The organism is Nocardioides sp. YIM 152315 (assembly GCF_029210375.1).
Taxonomy (GTDB): Bacteria; Actinomycetota; Actinomycetes; order Propionibacteriales; family Nocardioidaceae; genus Nocardioides.
Genome location: NZ_JARGER010000037.1, coordinates 453,922 through 468,726, shown reverse-complemented (window position 1 = coordinate 468,726; position 14,805 = coordinate 453,922). Strand labels below are relative to the sequence as shown.

The following is a 14,805-nucleotide window of genomic DNA, read 5'->3' as shown; positions in this document are numbered from 1 at the left end:
AGGATAGCGGACCGCTCCGACGGACCCGAAATCAGCGTGGTCCTCGGGCCGCGATCGCAGGCGGGACGACCCGACGGTCCGGCATCCGGCCGGTATCGACCGAGCCGCTCGCGCTCGGGCCCGCGGCTGCCTCCCTTAGGCCTCGAAAGGGCGGAAGCATGGGCGATTGTGGACGCATCCTCGAGGCTCAGACCCGCTCAAAACAAGGGATGTGACGGTCGGCACCGTCGGTTGATCGATCCAATATGAGCGGGCCGGGACGCCCGGTACGGTCACCGCAACACCGATGCCGGGACGGCGTCCACGACGGCGCCGGGACCGCGAATCGCGAGAGGGAACGAGCCATGACCGCCGACACGCAGGCCCCCACCCATCCGACGACCACTCCCCCCACCACCCACCAGGGCATCCTCGACTTCGTCGACGAGGTCGCCGCGCTGACCCGGCCCGACCGGATCCACTGGTGCACCGGCTCCGACGAGGAGTGGACCGAGCTCACCGAGGCCCTCGTCGCGACCGGGACCTTCACCCGCCTCGACCCGGCGATCAAGCCGAACTCCTTCCACGCCGCGTCCGACCCGATCGACGTCGCCCGCGTCGAGGACCGCACCTACATCTGCTCGGTCGACGAGCGCGACGCCGGCCCCACCAACAACTGGATGGCGCCGGAGGAGATGAAGCAGATCATGCGCGGCCTGTACGACGGCTGCATGCGTGGTCGCACCATGTACGTCATCCCGTTCGTGATGGGCCACCTCGACGCCGAGCGCCCCATGTTCGGCATCGAGCTGACCGACTCGGCGTACGTCACCGCCTCGATGCGCGTGATGTCGCGGATGGGCACCGCGGTGCTCGACCGGATGACCGAGCTGGACGCCGCCGGAGCCGAGGTGCACTTCGTCCCCGCGATCCACTCGGTCGGGCACCCGCTCGAGCCCGGCCAGCCCGATGTCGCGTGGCCGTGCAACGACACCAAGTACATCGTGCAGTTCCCCGAGGAGCGCGCGATCTGGTCCTACGGCTCCGGCTACGGCGGCAACGCGCTGCTCGGCAAGAAGTGCTACGCCCTGCGCATCGCCTCGGTGATGGCGCGCGACGAGGGCTGGCTGGCCGAGCACATGCTGATCCTCAAGCTCACCTCGCCCGAGGGCACGGTGAAGTACGTCGCGGCGGCGTTCCCGTCCGCGTGCGGCAAGACCAATCTCGCGATGCTGAAGCCGACGATCCCCGGCTGGACGGTCGAGACGCTCGGCGACGACATCGCCTGGATGCGCATCGGCGAGGACGGTCGCCTCTGGGCGGTCAACCCCGAGTACGGCTTCTTCGGCGTCGCGCCGGGGACCAACGAGCACACCAACCCCCACGCGATGAGGACCATCAACAAGGGCAACTCGGTCTTCACCAACGTCGCGCTCACCGAGGACGGCGACGTCTGGTGGGAGGGCCTGGAGAACCCGCCGGCCCGGGCCACCTCGTGGAAGGGCGAGCCCTGGACCCCGGAGTCGCCGGAGCTCTCCAGCCACCCGAACAGCCGCTACTGCACGCCGATCAAGCAGTGCGACATCCTCGCAGCGGAGTACGACGACCCGCGCGGCGTGCCGATCGACGCGATCCTCTTCGGCGGCCGCCGCAAGACCACCGTCCCGCTGGTCTTCGAGGCCCGCGACTGGACGCACGGCACCTTCCTCGGCGCGACCCTCTCCTCGGAGACGACCGCGGCGGCGGTCGGCGCGGTCGGCGTCGTGCGCCGCGACCCGATGGCGATGCTGCCCTTCATCGGCTACAACGCCGGGGACTACTTCGGCCACTGGATCAACGTCGGCAAGGACAACGACGCCCACCTGTTGCCGAGGATCTTCTACGTCAACTGGTTCCGCCGCGCTCAGCTGGATTCGGGGGCCGAGGGTGACTTCCTCTGGCCCGGCTTCGGTGAGAACAGCCGGGTGCTCAAGTGGGTCGTCGAGCGCATCGACGGCCGGGCCGCCGGGGTGGAGACCCCGATCGGTCTCGTGCCGACGCCCGACGCCCTCGACACCGACGGCCTCGACCTGAGCGACGAGGCACTGGCCGCCGCGCTGCACGTCGACGTCGAGGAGTGGCGGGCCGAGCTGCCGCAGATCCAGGAGTGGTTCGAGAAGTTCGGCGAGGACCTGCCGGCCGTGCTCTGGACCGAGCTCGACGGGCTCCGCGCCCGGCTCGGAGGCTGACCGAGCACCCCGCACGCCGTACGCACGAGGGGCCCCGTCGACCAGACGGGGCCCCTCGTTGGCGCCCTGTGGGATCATCGGGTCACACGGGACGTGGGGGTACGGCCAGGAGGGGATGTGGGGACATCCGACGCGGAGGACCGCGCGCTCTTCGAGACCGCCGGGACGGCGCTCTACGAGGAGATCGTCACGGCGGGCGGGATCGTCGCCGGCGAGCCGCGGATCGTCGCCGGCGGTGAGCTGCACGACGCGTTCGAGCAGCTGCGCGAGCTGGGACTGGTCCGGCTCGATCCGGAGAGGGAGACCTGGGTCGCCGAGGACCCCGGCCTCGTGCACACCCGGGTCGTGGCGCCGCTGACCCAGCAGGGCGCCGAGCTGCTCCAGGAGTCGTCGCGCTGGACCGAGGCGTTCGCGACGGTCAGTCACGCCTGGCGACGGGCTCCCGGTACCTCCGAACGGGGGCCCTTCCGCTACCTGCACGGCGACTCGATCAGCTCCTACCTGCACACGGTCGTACCCGAGGCGGAGGAGGAGGTGCTCACCGCGCAGCCGCAGACCGGTCGCGACACCGGCAAGGGGCTGGAGGACTCGCTGCTGGCGGAGAAGGAGATGCTGGAGCGCGGCGTTCGCATCCTGACCCTCTACCAGCACAGCGCCCGGCGCAGCACCGCCACCCGGGAGTACGTCGAGGCGCTGGCGCCCCTGGGCGCGGAGGTGCGGACCCAGGACGAGTTCTTCAACCGGATGATCGTCGTCGACCGACGCACGGCGATCATCCCGTCGACCGAGGACCGCGGCACCGCCCTCGCGATCCGGGAGCCGACCATCGTCGCCTACCTCGTCGACGTCTTCATGCGCTCCTGGGAGCGGGCCCGCCCGTTCACCAGCCAGGAGGCGTCGGTCGTCAAGGGCATCGCGGAGGAGCAGCGGGCGATGACCATGCGGATGCTCATCGAGGGGCACTCCGACCCGGTCTCGGCGAAGCGGCTGGGGGTGAGCCCGCGGACCTACGCCGGCTACGTGGCCGACCTCAAGGAGGAGTTCGACGCGGAGACCCGCTTCCAGCTCGGCTACTCGCTGGGTCGCCTCGGGCCCGGCGTCGACGGGAGCGGGCCGGACGACGACCCCCGCGAGAATGATTGAGGGCAGTGGTCCGACGGACCACTGCCCTCAATCAGTGAGGCGGGCTCTGGGGGGTGAGCCTCGGAGCCTGGCGACGTGGGGGTGCGGCCGGCTCCGCCTCAGGTTGGTTGTCCGTCAGCGGCGGGCCGAGCCGATGCCCCAACTGAAGTCGGCGTGGGCGGGAGCCGAGATCCCCAGCAGGCCGACACTCAGGGTCGCTGTCGCCACCACGAACGCGATCTTGCGCGCAATCTTCATCCTTGCCCACCTCTGTGCTCATCGGGCCCCACGGTTGGCCCGGTACCTCAATGATCCGGCATGGCCGGACGACGGCATCACCAAACGGTGCCTCATATAAGTGCAATGCAACTTCCTGCAACGATGCGCAGCGCCGCAGGAACGCGCAAGAGCCGGGGCCACGAACGGCCGAGGGCTCCCCGAGATGAGTGAAGGACCCGACCCTACAACGCGGCGACCCCCTCCGCGCGCAGGCGCGGAGGGGGTCGTGTCACTGGCGGAGGCGGCGGGATTTGAACCCGCGAGAGGGGTTTGCCCTCAACCCGCTTAGCAGGCGGGCGCCATAGACCGGACTAGGCGACGCCTCCCGACAGCCTGCACAGGCTACAAGGACCGACCGGCACCCGCCGAATCAGGGCTCACCTGCCTGCGACCGACGGGGCTGGCGACGGACGGCGGTGACTCCGGCTCGGTTCCCGACACCCGGGACGGAGCCGATCCCACCGCCGCCTCGCGAGGGCTCACGACAGCGGGGTGATCCCCTGCCCGCGCTGGAGGTGGGCCTGGAGCTCCCGGACGAACTGCTCGCGATCGACGTCGAGCACCGTGACCGGGATCGTCGTGGCGCGATCGTCCTCGAGCCTCAGCACGACGACCGGCAGCCCGTCGGGCGACGCCGTCACCGCCTCCCGCACGTCGGTCCAGGCGGCGGACGAGACCCCCACACCGCGCACCAGGCGCACCCGGTAGCCGTCGGGCCCGAAGTGCACCACCGGCACGCGGCGGGTGAGGAGGTTGCCCGCCGCCAGCACGCCGACCACGCCGATCACGGCGACGACGCCGAGCACGAGGACCGGCAGGCCCGCGACGGCGACCACGACGGTGACGACGACCAGCAGGAGGGCGAGCAGCACGAGCAGCCCGCCGACCAGCCGGGCGGCGACCCCGGGCGCGAACCGGTACTCCGACACCGCGGGGACGTCGGCGGGACCGGGACGACGGTCGGCGGAAGGCATGACCTGATTGAACAAGACATCGCATTCGGGACCGACGGCGGGTTGTCGCCCGGGCTCGCGAGGTTCACACTCGGAAGTCCCCCCACCGCTCCGGGCCGCCGGGAGGTTGTCATGACCGTCACCACCACGGGGTTGTCGGCCGCGCTGCAGAGCCTCGGTCGGGTGCTCGACGCCCGCCGCCGGCCCGGGGTCTCCACGGGGCAGTGGCGCTGGCGGGTCCGCCAGGAGATGGCCGCCGTCCGCGACGCCCTCGTCGCCGAGACCGGCTCCGGCGCCGACGGGTGGACCGCCGCCCGCGAGGGCAGCGTGCTGCGCGAGCGCAACAGCCTGCTCGCCCGCATCGGCACCCTCGGCTCGCAGGTGCTCGAGCACCCCGACCCGGGCGTCGTGCACGTGGAGCTGCAGCGACTGCTGGTCGACGTCGGCCACCACGCGCAGCGGCTCAGCGACCTCGCCTACGACGAGGTCGAGCTCGAGCTCGGCGGCTCCGAGTAGCCCGTCCGGGACCACGGGCCGCGCGGCCATAGACTGCACGCGTGCCGGACCTGGGTCCGGGCACGGAGGGGTGCCGGAGTGGCCGATCGGAACCGCCTTGAAAGCGGTCGTGGGGAGACCCACCGCGGGTTCGAATCCCGCCCCCTCTGCTTCTGCTGCCTCAGCCTGAGCCTGCGAAGGCTGAGAGTCTGCAGCGAGGTCGAGGAGCCGCGCGACGGGATGTCTCGAGACCTTCGCCGGTCGCCTGCGCGGGGCCCGTCAGCCGGTGACGACCTCCACGAGCACGTCACCCTCCTGGACGACGTCGCCCGGGGCGACCTTGACCGCACGCACGGCGCCCGGCGCCTCCACGAGCACCGGGATCTCCATCTTCATCGACTCCAGCAGCACGACCGTGTCGCCGGCCGCCACCCGGTCGCCCGGCGCGACCGCCACGCTCATCACGTTGGCCACCATCTCGGCCACGACCTCGGTCACCTGTTCGCGGGGCATGGTGCGAACCTAGCCGTTACCGCGGCGTACCCCGTGCACCGCCGGTATCTGGCCCGGCCGGGCGCACCTCCTCCCGGTGTGACGACACTCCGCCTCCGCGCCGCCCTGGCCACGGTCGGCGGCGACTTGCTGCCGCAGCCCTACGTGTGCGACGACCTCGACGCCGCCGTCCGGCTCGGGGCGGACGTGTACGTCGGCGCCGCTGTCGGCCGGCGGCACCACCGCGAGGCGTGGTGGCGCAAGATGCGCGAGGCGGGTCACGAGACCTACCACCGCCATGACGACGCCCCGATCTCCACCCGGCTCGACGTGGTCCACCCGTGGACCGCCGGCGTCCGGCTCGCCGTAGGCCCGCCGACGCAGGTCCTCGGCCCGCGGTCGGTTTCGCGCCGGCGCCTCGACCGGGCCCGCTCCCGCGGCGTCACCAGCATCATCGCGGCGGACCTCGGCGGCTGCGCCCCGGCCTACCACCCCGGCCAGCTCGCGGTGGCGCACCACGGCTCGCTGTGGATCGTGGTGGTTCCGGCCGCCGACGTCGACGTGGTGGTCGCACGCGAGCTGATCGTGCCGCCGGCCGACCTGCACGGCGGCGCCGCGCTCGCCGTCGACCTGGAGCTCGGCCGCGAGTCCGGGCTCAGAGGAGCGCCCGGGTACGAGGCGGTTCGGGCCGCAGGGCGGCGGCCGCCTCTGCCCGTCGGCCACGGCGCCCGCGCGGCGCGGTGAACGCGAGGTCGATGCGGATCACGGCGTACCCGATCAACAGCCCGACGACCGCGCCGTAGGTCACGGCGAGCGCGCTCTCGACGAGCGTGATCGAGGGGTTGACGAGCCCCTGCGCGACGGGTGCGGTGGCGGCGACGCCGAACGCGCACACCCACCAGCCCTGACGGCGGCGCGCGCGCATGTGCACGCCCCAGGCCAGTGCCGGGATGCCCAGCACGGTCTCGAGCGGGCGGGGGAAGGCGCCGAGGGTGTCGCGCGACCAGACCACGACGTCGAGCAGGTTGCCGACCAGCCCGGGGGTGCCGTAGCGGCGGAGCAGCTCGGCGTACGCCAGCGTGATCGCCAGCACGCCGCTGCCGATCAGCACGATGACCACACCCCGACGACCGAGCCCGTGCAGGCCCGCGCCGAGGCGGTAGACGACGGCGAAGGAGCCGAGCAACGACAACCCGAGCGTGACGTACTCGAAGCGCGCCACCCGGACCACCGGTTCGAAGCCGACCGTCGCCATCGCGCCGACCGCCGCGAGCACCAGGGCGAGGACCACCTCGCGGATCGCCCCGACGAAGCGCACCGTCGGCGCGGTCGCCATCACCGCCAGGACCGCGGCGACCACGCAGGTCAGCACGGCGGCCCCCGTGCGCAGCGAGTCGTCGTCGCTGAGCACGGCGGCGAGACCCAGGACCAGGGCGAGCGCCCCGACCACGACCGGGCGGCCGCCGCAGCGGACCGCCAGGGCCCACGAGTACGCCGTCGACACCGCGACTGCCCCGGCGCCGCACACCCAGTCGGCGCCGACCTCGAGGCGGCACGACACGAGCGCCCCGACGCCGGCGAGGACGACCAGCAGCCAGATGACGAACGGCCACCGCGTCCGGGCGAACCGGGCGCGCCGGGTCAACGGCCGCGACTCCGGCTCCGGCGCGGCCGCCCGGTCCTCGGCGACGACCGGCGATGCCGGCTCCGGGGCCGGCGCGTCGACGGGGGCAGGCAGCGCGACCGGCGCGACCGGCGCCGGCCGCGGGTCCGGCGTGGTGCGGGCGGCCCGGCTCCGACGCCGCGACGAGCGCTCTGCACGACGGCGGGGAGCGGACCTGGACGACACGGGCAGGAACGTTACATTCGCCGATTCGCGAGCGAGGGGTTGGTCCTGCGGGCCCCCTCGAGGACCGTGTGCTCGAGCACGCCGGTGAGCACCTCGGGCCCCTCCCCGGCCTCCGCGAGCACCTCGCCCAGCGGGTCCACGACGAGCGAGTGCCCGGTGTGGCGCGGGCCGGGCTGCCCGACGGCCACCACGAACGCCGTGTTCTCGATCGCCCGGGCGCGCACGAGCGTCCGCCAGTGGTCGACCTTGAGCGGGCCGGAGACCCAGGCGGCCGGGACCACGAGCACCTCGGCGCCGGCATCGACGAGGGCCCGCGCGAGCTCGGGGAAGCGGAGGTCGTAGCAGGTCATCAGGCCGACCCGGAAGCCCGCCAGGTCGAGCACCACCGGCGCGGTCGGTCCGCCGGTCAGCCGGTCCGACTCACGGTAGCCGAACGAGTCGTAGAGGTGGATCTTGCGGTACGTCGCCTCGGCGGCGCCCCGGACGACCAGGGTGTTGTAGGGACGACCGGGGTCCTCGCCGCGCTCGAACATGCCGGCGACGACGGTCGACCCGAGGTCGCCGGCCACCCGGGCGACCTCCGTCGCGAACGGGCCGTCCACCGGCTCGGCGTACGCGCTGACGTCGGAGCCGGCCGCGCCGAAGTCGCGGGCGAACGCCTCCGGGAAGACCACGAGGTCCGCGCCGGTCGGCGCCAGCTCGCCGAGCAGCGCCCGGTTGCCCTCCGGCTCCAGGCCGGAGGCGTGCTGGACGAGGGCGACTCGCAACGTGGCCACGGTGCGAGACTGCCACACATGACGTTTGCGGCGATCGTCCTGGCCGGCGGCCGCGCGGTGCGCATGGACGGAGCCGACAAGGCGTCGATCGAGCACGCCGGGCAGTCGCTGCTCGAGCACGCGATCGGCGCCCTGCTCGACGCCCACGAGGTGGTGGTCGTGGGCGATCCGGTGCGGACGACACGACCGGTGACCTTCTGCCGCGAGAACCCCCGGTTCGGCGGCCCGGCGGCCGCGCTGCTGACGGGGTACGACGCGCTGGTACAGCGACCGACGACCCTCGGCGTGCTGGCCGTGGACATGCCGCGGGTGACGCCGTGGACGTTCCGCCGGCTGCACGAGGCGGCGGCCGGACGCGACGGGGCGTTCCTCTGCGACGCCGAGGGCCGTCGCCAGCTCGCCGGCGTGCTCGACGCCGGCCGGCTCGACGAGGTGCGCCCCGGCCACGAGGCCCAGCACGGCATGTCGATGCGGTCGCTGCTCGCCGCCCTCGACCTCGGGCTGGTGTCGCCGGCCGGTGACGAGGGCCGCGACGTGGACACCTGGGCCGACCTGCGCGACCTGTGAGACCGCCGAGGGGTTGCGACACCCGGGCGATGCCGCGAATCTGTGGAGGTGAACCTCCACGACTGGATCGACGAGCTCAGCGACGTCCTCGACGTGGACACCGAGGTCGACGAGGCTCTGGTGCTCGACCTGGCGCGGGTCGCCGCACACAGCGTCACGCGGCCGGCCGCGCCGATCACGGCGTACCTGCTGGGGTTCGCGGCGGGCTCCAGCGGCGCCGACCCCGAGCGGCTGGAGCAGCTCGCCGCGCGCGCCCAGCGGCTCGCCGAGGGCTGGGACCGACCGGCCGACGCCCCGGACCCCGACGACGTGGACGACGAGATCCCGGACGACTCCGCCGTCGACCACACCGGCGAGATCTACGACGAGGTCTGAACCCTAGGGTGGGCGCATGCGCGCCGTGATCGCCACCGAGCCCGGTGGCCCCGAGGTCCTGTCCGTCGCCGAGATCCCGGACCCCGCGCCCGGCCCCGGCGAGGTGGTGCTGGACGTCGCCGCATCCGGGTTGAACCGGGCCGACCTGCTGCAGCGCAAGGGCGTCTACGCACCGCCCCCGGGAGCGTCGGACGTGATCGGGATGGAGGTCAGCGGCACGGTCTCGGCGATCGGCGAGGGGGTGACCGAGTGGTCGGTCGGCGACAGCGGGTGCGCGCTGCTCGCGGGCGGCGGGTACGCCGAGCAGGTGGCCGTCCCCGCCGGGCAGGTGATGCCGGTCCCGGACGGGATCGACCTCGTCACGGCCGCCGCGCTGCCGGAGGTCGCGTGCACGGTCTGGTCCAACGTGTTCATGGTGGCCGGACTCCAGCCGCAGGAGACGCTGCTCGTGCACGGCGGAGCGGGCGGCATCGGATCGTTCGCGATCCAGCTCGCCCACCAGCTCGGCGCCCGGGTGCTGACCACCGCGGGGACGCCCGAGAAGCTGGCGGCGTGTGCGGCGCTCGGTGCCGACGTGACGATCGACTACCGCCAGCAGGACTTCGTGGCGGCCGTGAAGGACGCCACCGACGGCCGCGGTGCCGACGTGATCCTCGACAACATGGGCGCGACGTACCTCGGGCGCAACGTCGACGCCCTCGGCCGGCAGGGCCGACTGGTGATCATCGGCATGCAGGGCGGCACGAAGGCCGAGCTCGACATCGGCCGGCTGATGTCACGCAACGGCGCCGTCATCGGCACCCTGCTGCGGCCGCGACCGGCGGAGGAGAAGGCCGCGATCTGCGCGTCGGTCGTCGAGCACGTGTGGCCGCTGGTGGCCGAGGGGCTGGTGCGGCCGATCGTCGGCCGATCCTTCCCCCTGGGCGAGGCGGCCGCGGCACATGCCTTCATGGAGTCCGGCGAGCACAGCGGCAAGATCCTGCTCACGGTCTGACCCGTTCGCCCGCACCGCTACGGTGAGGGCATGAGCGATCAGGACCAGCAGCCCGAGCAGCAGGTCGTCATCATCGGACCCGACGGGCAACCGGTGGCCGCCATGCCGGCCGCTGCGGTCTCCTCGTCCGGGGACGGCGACGACAACGAGCCGTCGGTGACCGAGCTGGTCGAGCAGCCGGCGAAGGTGATGCGGATCGGCAGCATGATCCGCCAGCTCCTCGAGGAGGTGCGCTCGGCGCCGCTCGACGACGCCAGCCGACAGCGCCTCAAGGAGATCCACTCCGCCTCGATCAAGGAGCTCGAGGAGGGGCTCGCCCCGGAGCTCATCGAGGAGCTCGAGCGGCTGTCGCTGCCGTTCACCGAGGACGCCACCCCCTCCGACGCCGAGCTGCGCATCGCCCAGGCCCAGCTGGTCGGCTGGCTCGAGGGGCTCTTCCACGGCATCCAGACCGCCATCTACGCCCAGCAGATGGCCGCCCGAGCCCAGTTCGAGCAGATCCGCCGCGGCCTCCCGCCCGGCGTGGGCCGGCCGGGGCCGGCGCAGCCGGGCGGCGACGGCCCGCCGCAGACTCCCGGCGAGTCGGGCGGGATGTACCTCTAGACGCGTCTAAGCGCGCCGCGCCCGCCAGGCCACCAGCACCAGCCCGAGCAGGCCGACGATGACCAGGGCGGCGCCGGGGGCGGCGACGCGCCGGATCTCGTCCGGCTCGCCGGCGACCGTGGTGAACGCCACCGGGGCGGGCTCCGGCTCGATGGCCGGGCGCCCGTCGCCGAACAGCTGCTCGACCTGCCCGACGAGCTCGTCGGTGGCCCGCGCCGTGCCGCTGCGACTGTCGGTGGTCAGCGCGTCGCCGTCGCGGGCGACGAAGAAGACGTACGCCGCGCCGGTCCGCAGCCCCGGCTTGCCACACCGGCCGCGCCGGGCGTCGGTGGTGACCTCGACGGGCGACTCCGCGACGACGCCCTTGTAGACCCGATCGGTCTGCACGACGTACGTCACGGTCCGGCCGGCGGCGGACCGCTCCTCGATGGTCCCGGTGAAGACGCCGTTGGCGTCCTTGGCGTGCTCGGCCAGCGTCGCCCGATCCGGGGGGCACGCGGCCACCGCCGGTGCGGCGACGAGCGACACCACGCCGGCCGGAGCCAGGAGGAGCGCGGCGACGACCGGTCGGAGGCGGGGCGCGGTGCGGGACATCGTGCGGGACACGGTGGTCATCTCAACAGATCACAGCCCGAAGAGACCAGTCAGCACCCGGGCGACGCCGTCGTCGTCGTTCGACGGTGCGCGGTGGGTCGCCGCGTCGAGGACGGTCGGGTGCGCGTCGGCCATGGCGTACGACGCGCCGGCCCACGCCAGCATCGGCAGGTCGTTGGGCATGTCGCCGAAGGCGACGACGTCGGCCGCGCCGACGCCGAGGTCGGCGCACAGCAGCTCGAGGGTCGAGGCCTTGGTCACGCCGGGCGCGCTGATCTCGAGCAGGGCGGTCGTCGAGGACCACGTGATCACCAGGCGGCCGCCGACCGCCTCCTCGGCGAGGTCCCAGAACTCCTGCGGGGTGAGCTCCTCGTGGCGCGCGAGCAGCTTGAGCGCCGGGCGGTCGAAGAGCTCCTCGATCGGCCCGCGGCGGGAGCCCGGGGGCACCGGCGGCCGCTCGTCGAAGTGCTGCTCGAGATCGATCCCCTCCACGGTCTCGACCGCGAACGCCGTGTCGGGCAGCGCGGCACGCAGCAGCCGGCACACCTCGAGGCCGAGCTCGGGCTCGATCGGTCTCTCGAGCGACGGTCGGTGCCGGCGGACGTCCCACACCAGTGCGCCGTTCGAGACCACCGCGAGACCGTGCTCGCCGACGTGCTCGAAGACCTCCTCGGTCCACCGCAGCGGCCGGCCGGTCACGAACACCACCGGCACGCCCAGGGCCTCGACCCGGGCCAGCACGTCGGCGGTGTACGCCGAGACGGTGCCGTCGCTGCGCACGAGGGTGCCGTCGAGGTCGGTGGCGACGAGCTTCGGCCTCACGGCCCGTGGATTCACGGCAACGGGCGAGCCATGACCAGCTCGCCGTCCTCGTTGGCGCCGCGCAGCTCGGTGAAGCCGCACTTCGCAAGCACCCGGATGCTGGGCCTGTTGGCGGGCTCGACGCTGGCCCGCACGCGGACGCCCGCCGCGTCGGCCTCGGCGAGCAGACCCTGGAGCGCCTCGGTCGCGAAGCCGTAGCCGTGCGCCTCGTCGACGAGGCCGTAGCCGACCTCGACCTCGGGCACGCCGTCGGCGCCGGGCTCCGGCGGGCCGAAGAACCCGATCGAGCCGAGCGCCGTCACGCCGCGGACGATGTGCCGCGGCGACCAGGTGTCGCCCTGGCGCCACAGCCCCGCCGCGTCGGCGTCGTCGCGGCGGGGGTAGTCGGGGTGCCAGCCCTCGCGGCGCCCCCCGGCGCGGATCGCGGCGACGTCGTCGGCCGTCCAGAGCGGCAGCCGCAGCCGCTCCGTGGTGACCAGCTGCGGCAGGCTCACGGGTCGGGGTCCTCTCGGCGTTGTTCGTCGGAGGTGCGAAGCGGGGGAGCCGACGAACGTCGTGGGGTGGTGTCGTACCACCGGTCGAGCTCGGTCGCGAGACCGTCCTCGTAGACGCTGGCGGTCACGTCGTCGGCGGCGTCGAGCACGACCTGGATCGCCTGGCCCATCGCGACCGAGCGTCCGGCCCACTCGAACATCTCGAGGTCGTTGCGCCCGTCGCCGACCGCGAGGGTGTCGGCCACGTCGACGCCGAGCTCGCGCGCGACGTACGCCAGGCCGGACGCCTTGGAGACGCCGACCGGGGCGAGGTCGAGCCACGCGGTCCAGCCGACGACGTAGTTGGTGCCGTGGAGGCCGAGCTCTTCGGCAAGCTTCACGAACTCGTCGGCGGTCGACTCCGGGTCGCGGATGATCACGCGGCTGACCTCGGCTGCGAGCAGCTCGTCGACGTCGGTCACGATCATGTCGCCGGAGAGCTCGCCGTCGGGGAACGCCCGGGTGACGCGGTAGCCGACGCCGCGCTCCTCGACCGCGACGATCGCCGACGGCTGCCGCGCGAGGATCGCCTCGACGGCCGGCCGTGCGTCGAAGGTCTCCTCGTGGACCACCTCGATGGGCGGGTAGCGAAGGACGACCGCACCGTTGGACGCCACGATCCAGAGGCGGTCGCGCTGCTCGTCGTGCAGCTCGAGCAGGTCCGCGACCGAGGTCATGCCGTGCGGTGAGCGACCGCTGGCGAGGACCACGTGGGCGCCTGCGTCGAGGGCGCGGCGTACGGCGTCCTTGACGGCCGGCGAGACCTCCTCGTGGGTCATGCCGGCGCCCTCGACCCACTTCAGGATCGTGCCGTCGATGTCGAGGGCGACCAGTCTCGGCCGCCAGGCGTGCGGGGTGCTCACGGGCGGACCGGCTCCAGCACGTCGCGACCGAGCCACTTCTGCAGCGCCTTGGGGACCCGCACCGACCCGTCGGCCTGCTGGTGGGTCTCCAGGATCGCGACGATCGTCCGGGTCATCGCGCAGAGCGTGCCGTTGAGCGTCGAGATCGGAGCGACGCCGTCGGGGAACCGCCCGCGGGTGTCGAGCCGCCGGGTCTGGAACTCGGTGCAGTTGGAGGTCGAGGTGAGCTCGCGGTACCTGCCCTGGGTGGGGATCCACGCCTCGCAGTCGAACTTGCGGACCGCCGACAGGCCGAGGTCGCCGGCGGCGACGTCGATGACGCGGTAGGCGAGCTCGAGCTTGTCGAGGAACTGCCTCTCCCACTCGAGCAGCCGCTGGTGCTCGGCGTAGGAGTCCTCGGTCGTGGTGTAGACGAACATCTCGACCTTGTCGAACCAGTGCACCCGGATGATGCCCTTGGTGTCCTTGCCGTGCGAGCCCGCCTCCTTGCGGAAGCAGGGGCTGAACGCCGCGTAGCGCAGCGGCAGGTCGGCGCCGTCGAGGATCTCGTCGGAGTGGTAGGCCGCCATCGGGACCTCCGAGGTGCCCACGAGGTACATGTCCTGGCCCTCGATGCGGTAGACGTCGTCGGCGGCCTGGCCGAGGAAGCCGGTGCCCTCCATCGCCCGCGGCTTGACCATCGACGGCGCGATCACCTGGGTGAAGCCGACCTCGCGGGCCTGCTCCATCGCGAGGTTGAGGAGCGCGAGCTCGAGCTCGGCGCCGACGCCGGTGAGGAAGTAGAAGCGGGATCCCGACACCTTGGCCCCGCGGTCGAGGTCGATGGCACCCAGCATCCGGCCCAGCTCGACGTGGTCGCGCGGCTCGAACCCCTCGGCGGCGAAGTCGCGCGGGGTGCCGACGGTCTCGAGCACGACGAAGTCGTCCTCGCCCCCGGCCGGGGTCTCCTCGGCGGCCAGGTTGGGGATGCCCGTGATCGCGTCGTGCCAGGCGGCCTCGGCCTCGACCTGCGCGGCCTCCGCCGCCTTGACCTCGGCGGCGAGGACCTTGGTGCGGGCCAGCAGCTCCTGCTTCTCGTCACCCTGCGCCCGCGCGACCTGCTTGCCGAGCTGCTTCTGCTCGGCCCGCCGCTCCTCGAACGCCGAGATCGCCGCCCGCCGAGCCCGGTCGGCGGACAGCGCGCGATCCACGACCTCGTCGGACAGCCCGCGCTTGGCCTGGGCGACGCGCACGCGGTCGGGGTCTTCACGGAGGAGGCGGGGGTCGATCATTCCGGTGTCC

General features: G+C 73.1%; 18 protein-coding genes and 2 tRNA genes. 9 read left to right on the top strand and 11 right to left on the bottom strand.

Annotated elements, in window-relative coordinates; genetic code table 11:
- Window positions 1–344: 344 nt before the first annotated feature.
- Window positions 345–2,207 carry a phosphoenolpyruvate carboxykinase (GTP) gene (locus PZ894_RS13815; protein WP_275745603.1) on the top strand — a complete coding sequence of 621 codons (1,863 nt, stop codon included), beginning with the start codon at window positions 345–347 and terminating at the stop codon, window positions 2,205–2,207.
- Between the two features lie 117 nt (window positions 2,208–2,324).
- The gene (locus PZ894_RS13810; RefSeq protein WP_275745601.1) at window positions 2,325–3,350 is read left to right on the top strand and encodes a LuxR family transcriptional regulator; all 1,026 of its coding nucleotides are present in this window, start codon (window positions 2,325–2,327) and stop codon (window positions 3,348–3,350) included.
- Between the two features lie 114 nt (window positions 3,351–3,464).
- Here PZ894_RS13810 and PZ894_RS13805 read toward each other — a convergent pair whose 3' ends face one another.
- The 3 genes from PZ894_RS13805 to PZ894_RS13795 form a co-directional block, all read right to left on the bottom strand.
- The gene (locus PZ894_RS13805) at window positions 3,465–3,587 is read right to left on the bottom strand and encodes a hypothetical protein (protein WP_275745599.1); all 123 of its coding nucleotides are present in this window, start codon (window positions 3,585–3,587) and stop codon (window positions 3,465–3,467) included.
- Window positions 3,588–3,841: 254 nt separating this feature from the next.
- Window positions 3,842–3,934: transfer RNA gene (locus PZ894_RS13800), tRNA-Ser, on the bottom strand.
- Window positions 3,935–4,087: 153 nt separating this feature from the next.
- Window positions 4,088–4,582, bottom strand: coding sequence for a hypothetical protein (locus PZ894_RS13795; RefSeq protein WP_275745598.1), 495 nt, complete (start codon window positions 4,580–4,582; stop codon window positions 4,088–4,090).
- Window positions 4,583–4,693: 111 nt separating this feature from the next.
- On the opposite strand from PZ894_RS13795, the gene PZ894_RS13790 reads away from it, so the two are divergent.
- Both PZ894_RS13790 and PZ894_RS13785 read left to right on the top strand, forming a co-directional pair.
- Entirely contained in the window at window positions 4,694–5,077 is a 384-nt protein-coding gene (locus PZ894_RS13790; protein WP_275745596.1) for a hypothetical protein, read from the top strand.
- A 64-nt stretch (window positions 5,078–5,141) separates the two neighbouring features.
- Window positions 5,142–5,226: transfer RNA gene (locus PZ894_RS13785), tRNA-Ser, on the top strand.
- Window positions 5,227–5,335: 109 nt separating this feature from the next.
- On the opposite strand, the gene PZ894_RS13780 is transcribed toward PZ894_RS13785, so the two are convergent.
- Window positions 5,336–5,569: a biotin/lipoyl-binding carrier protein gene (locus tag PZ894_RS13780; protein WP_275745594.1), complete on the bottom strand. Its 234-nt coding sequence runs from the start codon at window positions 5,567–5,569 to the stop codon at window positions 5,336–5,338.
- Between the two features lie 78 nt (window positions 5,570–5,647).
- Here PZ894_RS13780 and PZ894_RS13775 point away from each other — a divergent pair, with 78 nt between their 5' ends.
- Window positions 5,648–6,292 carry a hypothetical protein gene (locus PZ894_RS13775; RefSeq protein WP_275745592.1) on the top strand — a complete coding sequence of 215 codons (645 nt, stop codon included), beginning with the start codon at window positions 5,648–5,650 and terminating at the stop codon, window positions 6,290–6,292.
- On the opposite strand, the gene PZ894_RS13770 is transcribed toward PZ894_RS13775, so the two are convergent.
- Both PZ894_RS13770 and PZ894_RS13765 read right to left on the bottom strand, forming a co-directional pair.
- Complete coding sequence (locus PZ894_RS13770; protein WP_275745590.1) at window positions 6,204–7,397, bottom strand: hypothetical protein; 1,194 nt, start codon at window positions 7,395–7,397, stop codon at window positions 6,204–6,206. The genes PZ894_RS13775 and PZ894_RS13770 overlap by 89 nt on opposite strands.
- Before the next feature lie 11 nt (window positions 7,398–7,408).
- Window positions 7,409–8,173, bottom strand: a complete 765-nt coding sequence (locus tag PZ894_RS13765) for a carbon-nitrogen hydrolase family protein (protein ID WP_275745588.1) — start codon at window positions 8,171–8,173, stop codon at window positions 7,409–7,411.
- 18 nt (window positions 8,174–8,191) lie between these two features.
- On the opposite strand from PZ894_RS13765, the gene PZ894_RS13760 reads away from it, so the two are divergent.
- The 4 genes from PZ894_RS13760 to PZ894_RS13745 are packed head-to-tail and all read left to right on the top strand — an operon-like array spanning window position 8,192 to window position 10,712.
- Window positions 8,192–8,740 carry an NTP transferase domain-containing protein gene (locus PZ894_RS13760; RefSeq protein ID WP_275745586.1) on the top strand — a complete coding sequence of 183 codons (549 nt, stop codon included), beginning with the start codon at window positions 8,192–8,194 and terminating at the stop codon, window positions 8,738–8,740.
- Window positions 8,741–8,788: 48 nt separating this feature from the next.
- Complete coding sequence (locus PZ894_RS13755) at window positions 8,789–9,115, top strand: DUF6457 domain-containing protein (protein ID WP_275745584.1); 327 nt, start codon at window positions 8,789–8,791, stop codon at window positions 9,113–9,115.
- A 16-nt stretch (window positions 9,116–9,131) separates the two neighbouring features.
- The gene (locus PZ894_RS13750) at window positions 9,132–10,109 is read left to right on the top strand and encodes an NAD(P)H-quinone oxidoreductase (protein WP_275745582.1); all 978 of its coding nucleotides are present in this window, start codon (window positions 9,132–9,134) and stop codon (window positions 10,107–10,109) included.
- Between the two features lie 30 nt (window positions 10,110–10,139).
- A complete protein-coding gene (locus PZ894_RS13745) occupies window positions 10,140–10,712 on the top strand; it encodes a bacterial proteasome activator family protein (RefSeq protein ID WP_275745580.1) in 573 nt (190 codons plus the stop codon).
- Between the two features lie 6 nt (window positions 10,713–10,718).
- Here the strand turns inward: PZ894_RS13745 and PZ894_RS13740 are convergent, their stop codons facing one another.
- The 5 genes from PZ894_RS13740 to serS are packed head-to-tail and all read right to left on the bottom strand — an operon-like array spanning window position 10,719 to window position 14,795.
- Window positions 10,719–11,327: a hypothetical protein gene (locus PZ894_RS13740; RefSeq protein ID WP_275745578.1), complete on the bottom strand. Its 609-nt coding sequence runs from the start codon at window positions 11,325–11,327 to the stop codon at window positions 10,719–10,721.
- 9 nt (window positions 11,328–11,336) lie between these two features.
- The gene (locus PZ894_RS13735) at window positions 11,337–12,128 is read right to left on the bottom strand and encodes a Cof-type HAD-IIB family hydrolase (RefSeq protein WP_275745576.1); all 792 of its coding nucleotides are present in this window, start codon (window positions 12,126–12,128) and stop codon (window positions 11,337–11,339) included.
- 11 nt (window positions 12,129–12,139) lie between these two features.
- On the bottom strand, window positions 12,140–12,622 hold the full coding sequence (locus PZ894_RS13730) for a GNAT family N-acetyltransferase (protein WP_275745575.1): 483 nt from the start codon (window positions 12,620–12,622) through the stop codon (window positions 12,140–12,142).
- Window positions 12,619–13,524 carry an HAD family hydrolase gene (locus tag PZ894_RS13725; RefSeq protein WP_275745573.1) on the bottom strand — a complete coding sequence of 302 codons (906 nt, stop codon included), beginning with the start codon at window positions 13,522–13,524 and terminating at the stop codon, window positions 12,619–12,621. The genes PZ894_RS13730 and PZ894_RS13725 overlap by 4 nt, the downstream gene beginning before the upstream one ends.
- Window positions 13,521–14,795 (bottom strand): serine--tRNA ligase, encoded by a 1,275-nt coding sequence (gene serS / locus PZ894_RS13720; RefSeq protein ID WP_275745572.1) that lies wholly within the window; start codon window positions 14,793–14,795, stop codon window positions 13,521–13,523. Before serS ends, PZ894_RS13725 begins: the two co-directional genes overlap by 4 nt.
- Window positions 14,796–14,805 lie beyond the last annotated feature (10 nt).

What these genes read in the sequence shown, in the direction of transcription:
- PZ894_RS13740 (WP_275745578.1), bottom strand. Translation starts at nt 11,327, where the DNA reads ATGACCACCGTGTCCCGCACGATGTCCCGCACCGCGCCCCGCCTCCGA.
- PZ894_RS13745 (WP_275745580.1), top strand. Translation starts at nt 10,140, where the DNA reads ATGAGCGATCAGGACCAGCAGCCCGAGCAGCAGGTCGTCATCATCGGA.
- PZ894_RS13795 (WP_275745598.1), bottom strand. Translation starts at nt 4,582, where the DNA reads ATGCCTTCCGCCGACCGTCGTCCCGGTCCCGCCGACGTCCCCGCGGTG.
- PZ894_RS13750 (WP_275745582.1), top strand. Translation starts at nt 9,132, where the DNA reads ATGCGCGCCGTGATCGCCACCGAGCCCGGTGGCCCCGAGGTCCTGTCC.
- PZ894_RS13805 (WP_275745599.1), bottom strand. Translation starts at nt 3,587, where the DNA reads ATGAAGATTGCGCGCAAGATCGCGTTCGTGGTGGCGACAGCGACCCTG.
- PZ894_RS13780 (WP_275745594.1), bottom strand. Translation starts at nt 5,569, where the DNA reads ATGCCCCGCGAACAGGTGACCGAGGTCGTGGCCGAGATGGTGGCCAAC.
- serS (WP_275745572.1), bottom strand. Translation starts at nt 14,795, where the DNA reads ATGATCGACCCCCGCCTCCTCCGTGAAGACCCCGACCGCGTGCGCGTC.
- PZ894_RS13815 (WP_275745603.1), top strand. Translation starts at nt 345, where the DNA reads ATGACCGCCGACACGCAGGCCCCCACCCATCCGACGACCACTCCCCCC.
- PZ894_RS13760 (WP_275745586.1), top strand. Translation starts at nt 8,192, where the DNA reads ATGACGTTTGCGGCGATCGTCCTGGCCGGCGGCCGCGCGGTGCGCATG.
- PZ894_RS13790 (WP_275745596.1), top strand. Translation starts at nt 4,694, where the DNA reads ATGACCGTCACCACCACGGGGTTGTCGGCCGCGCTGCAGAGCCTCGGT.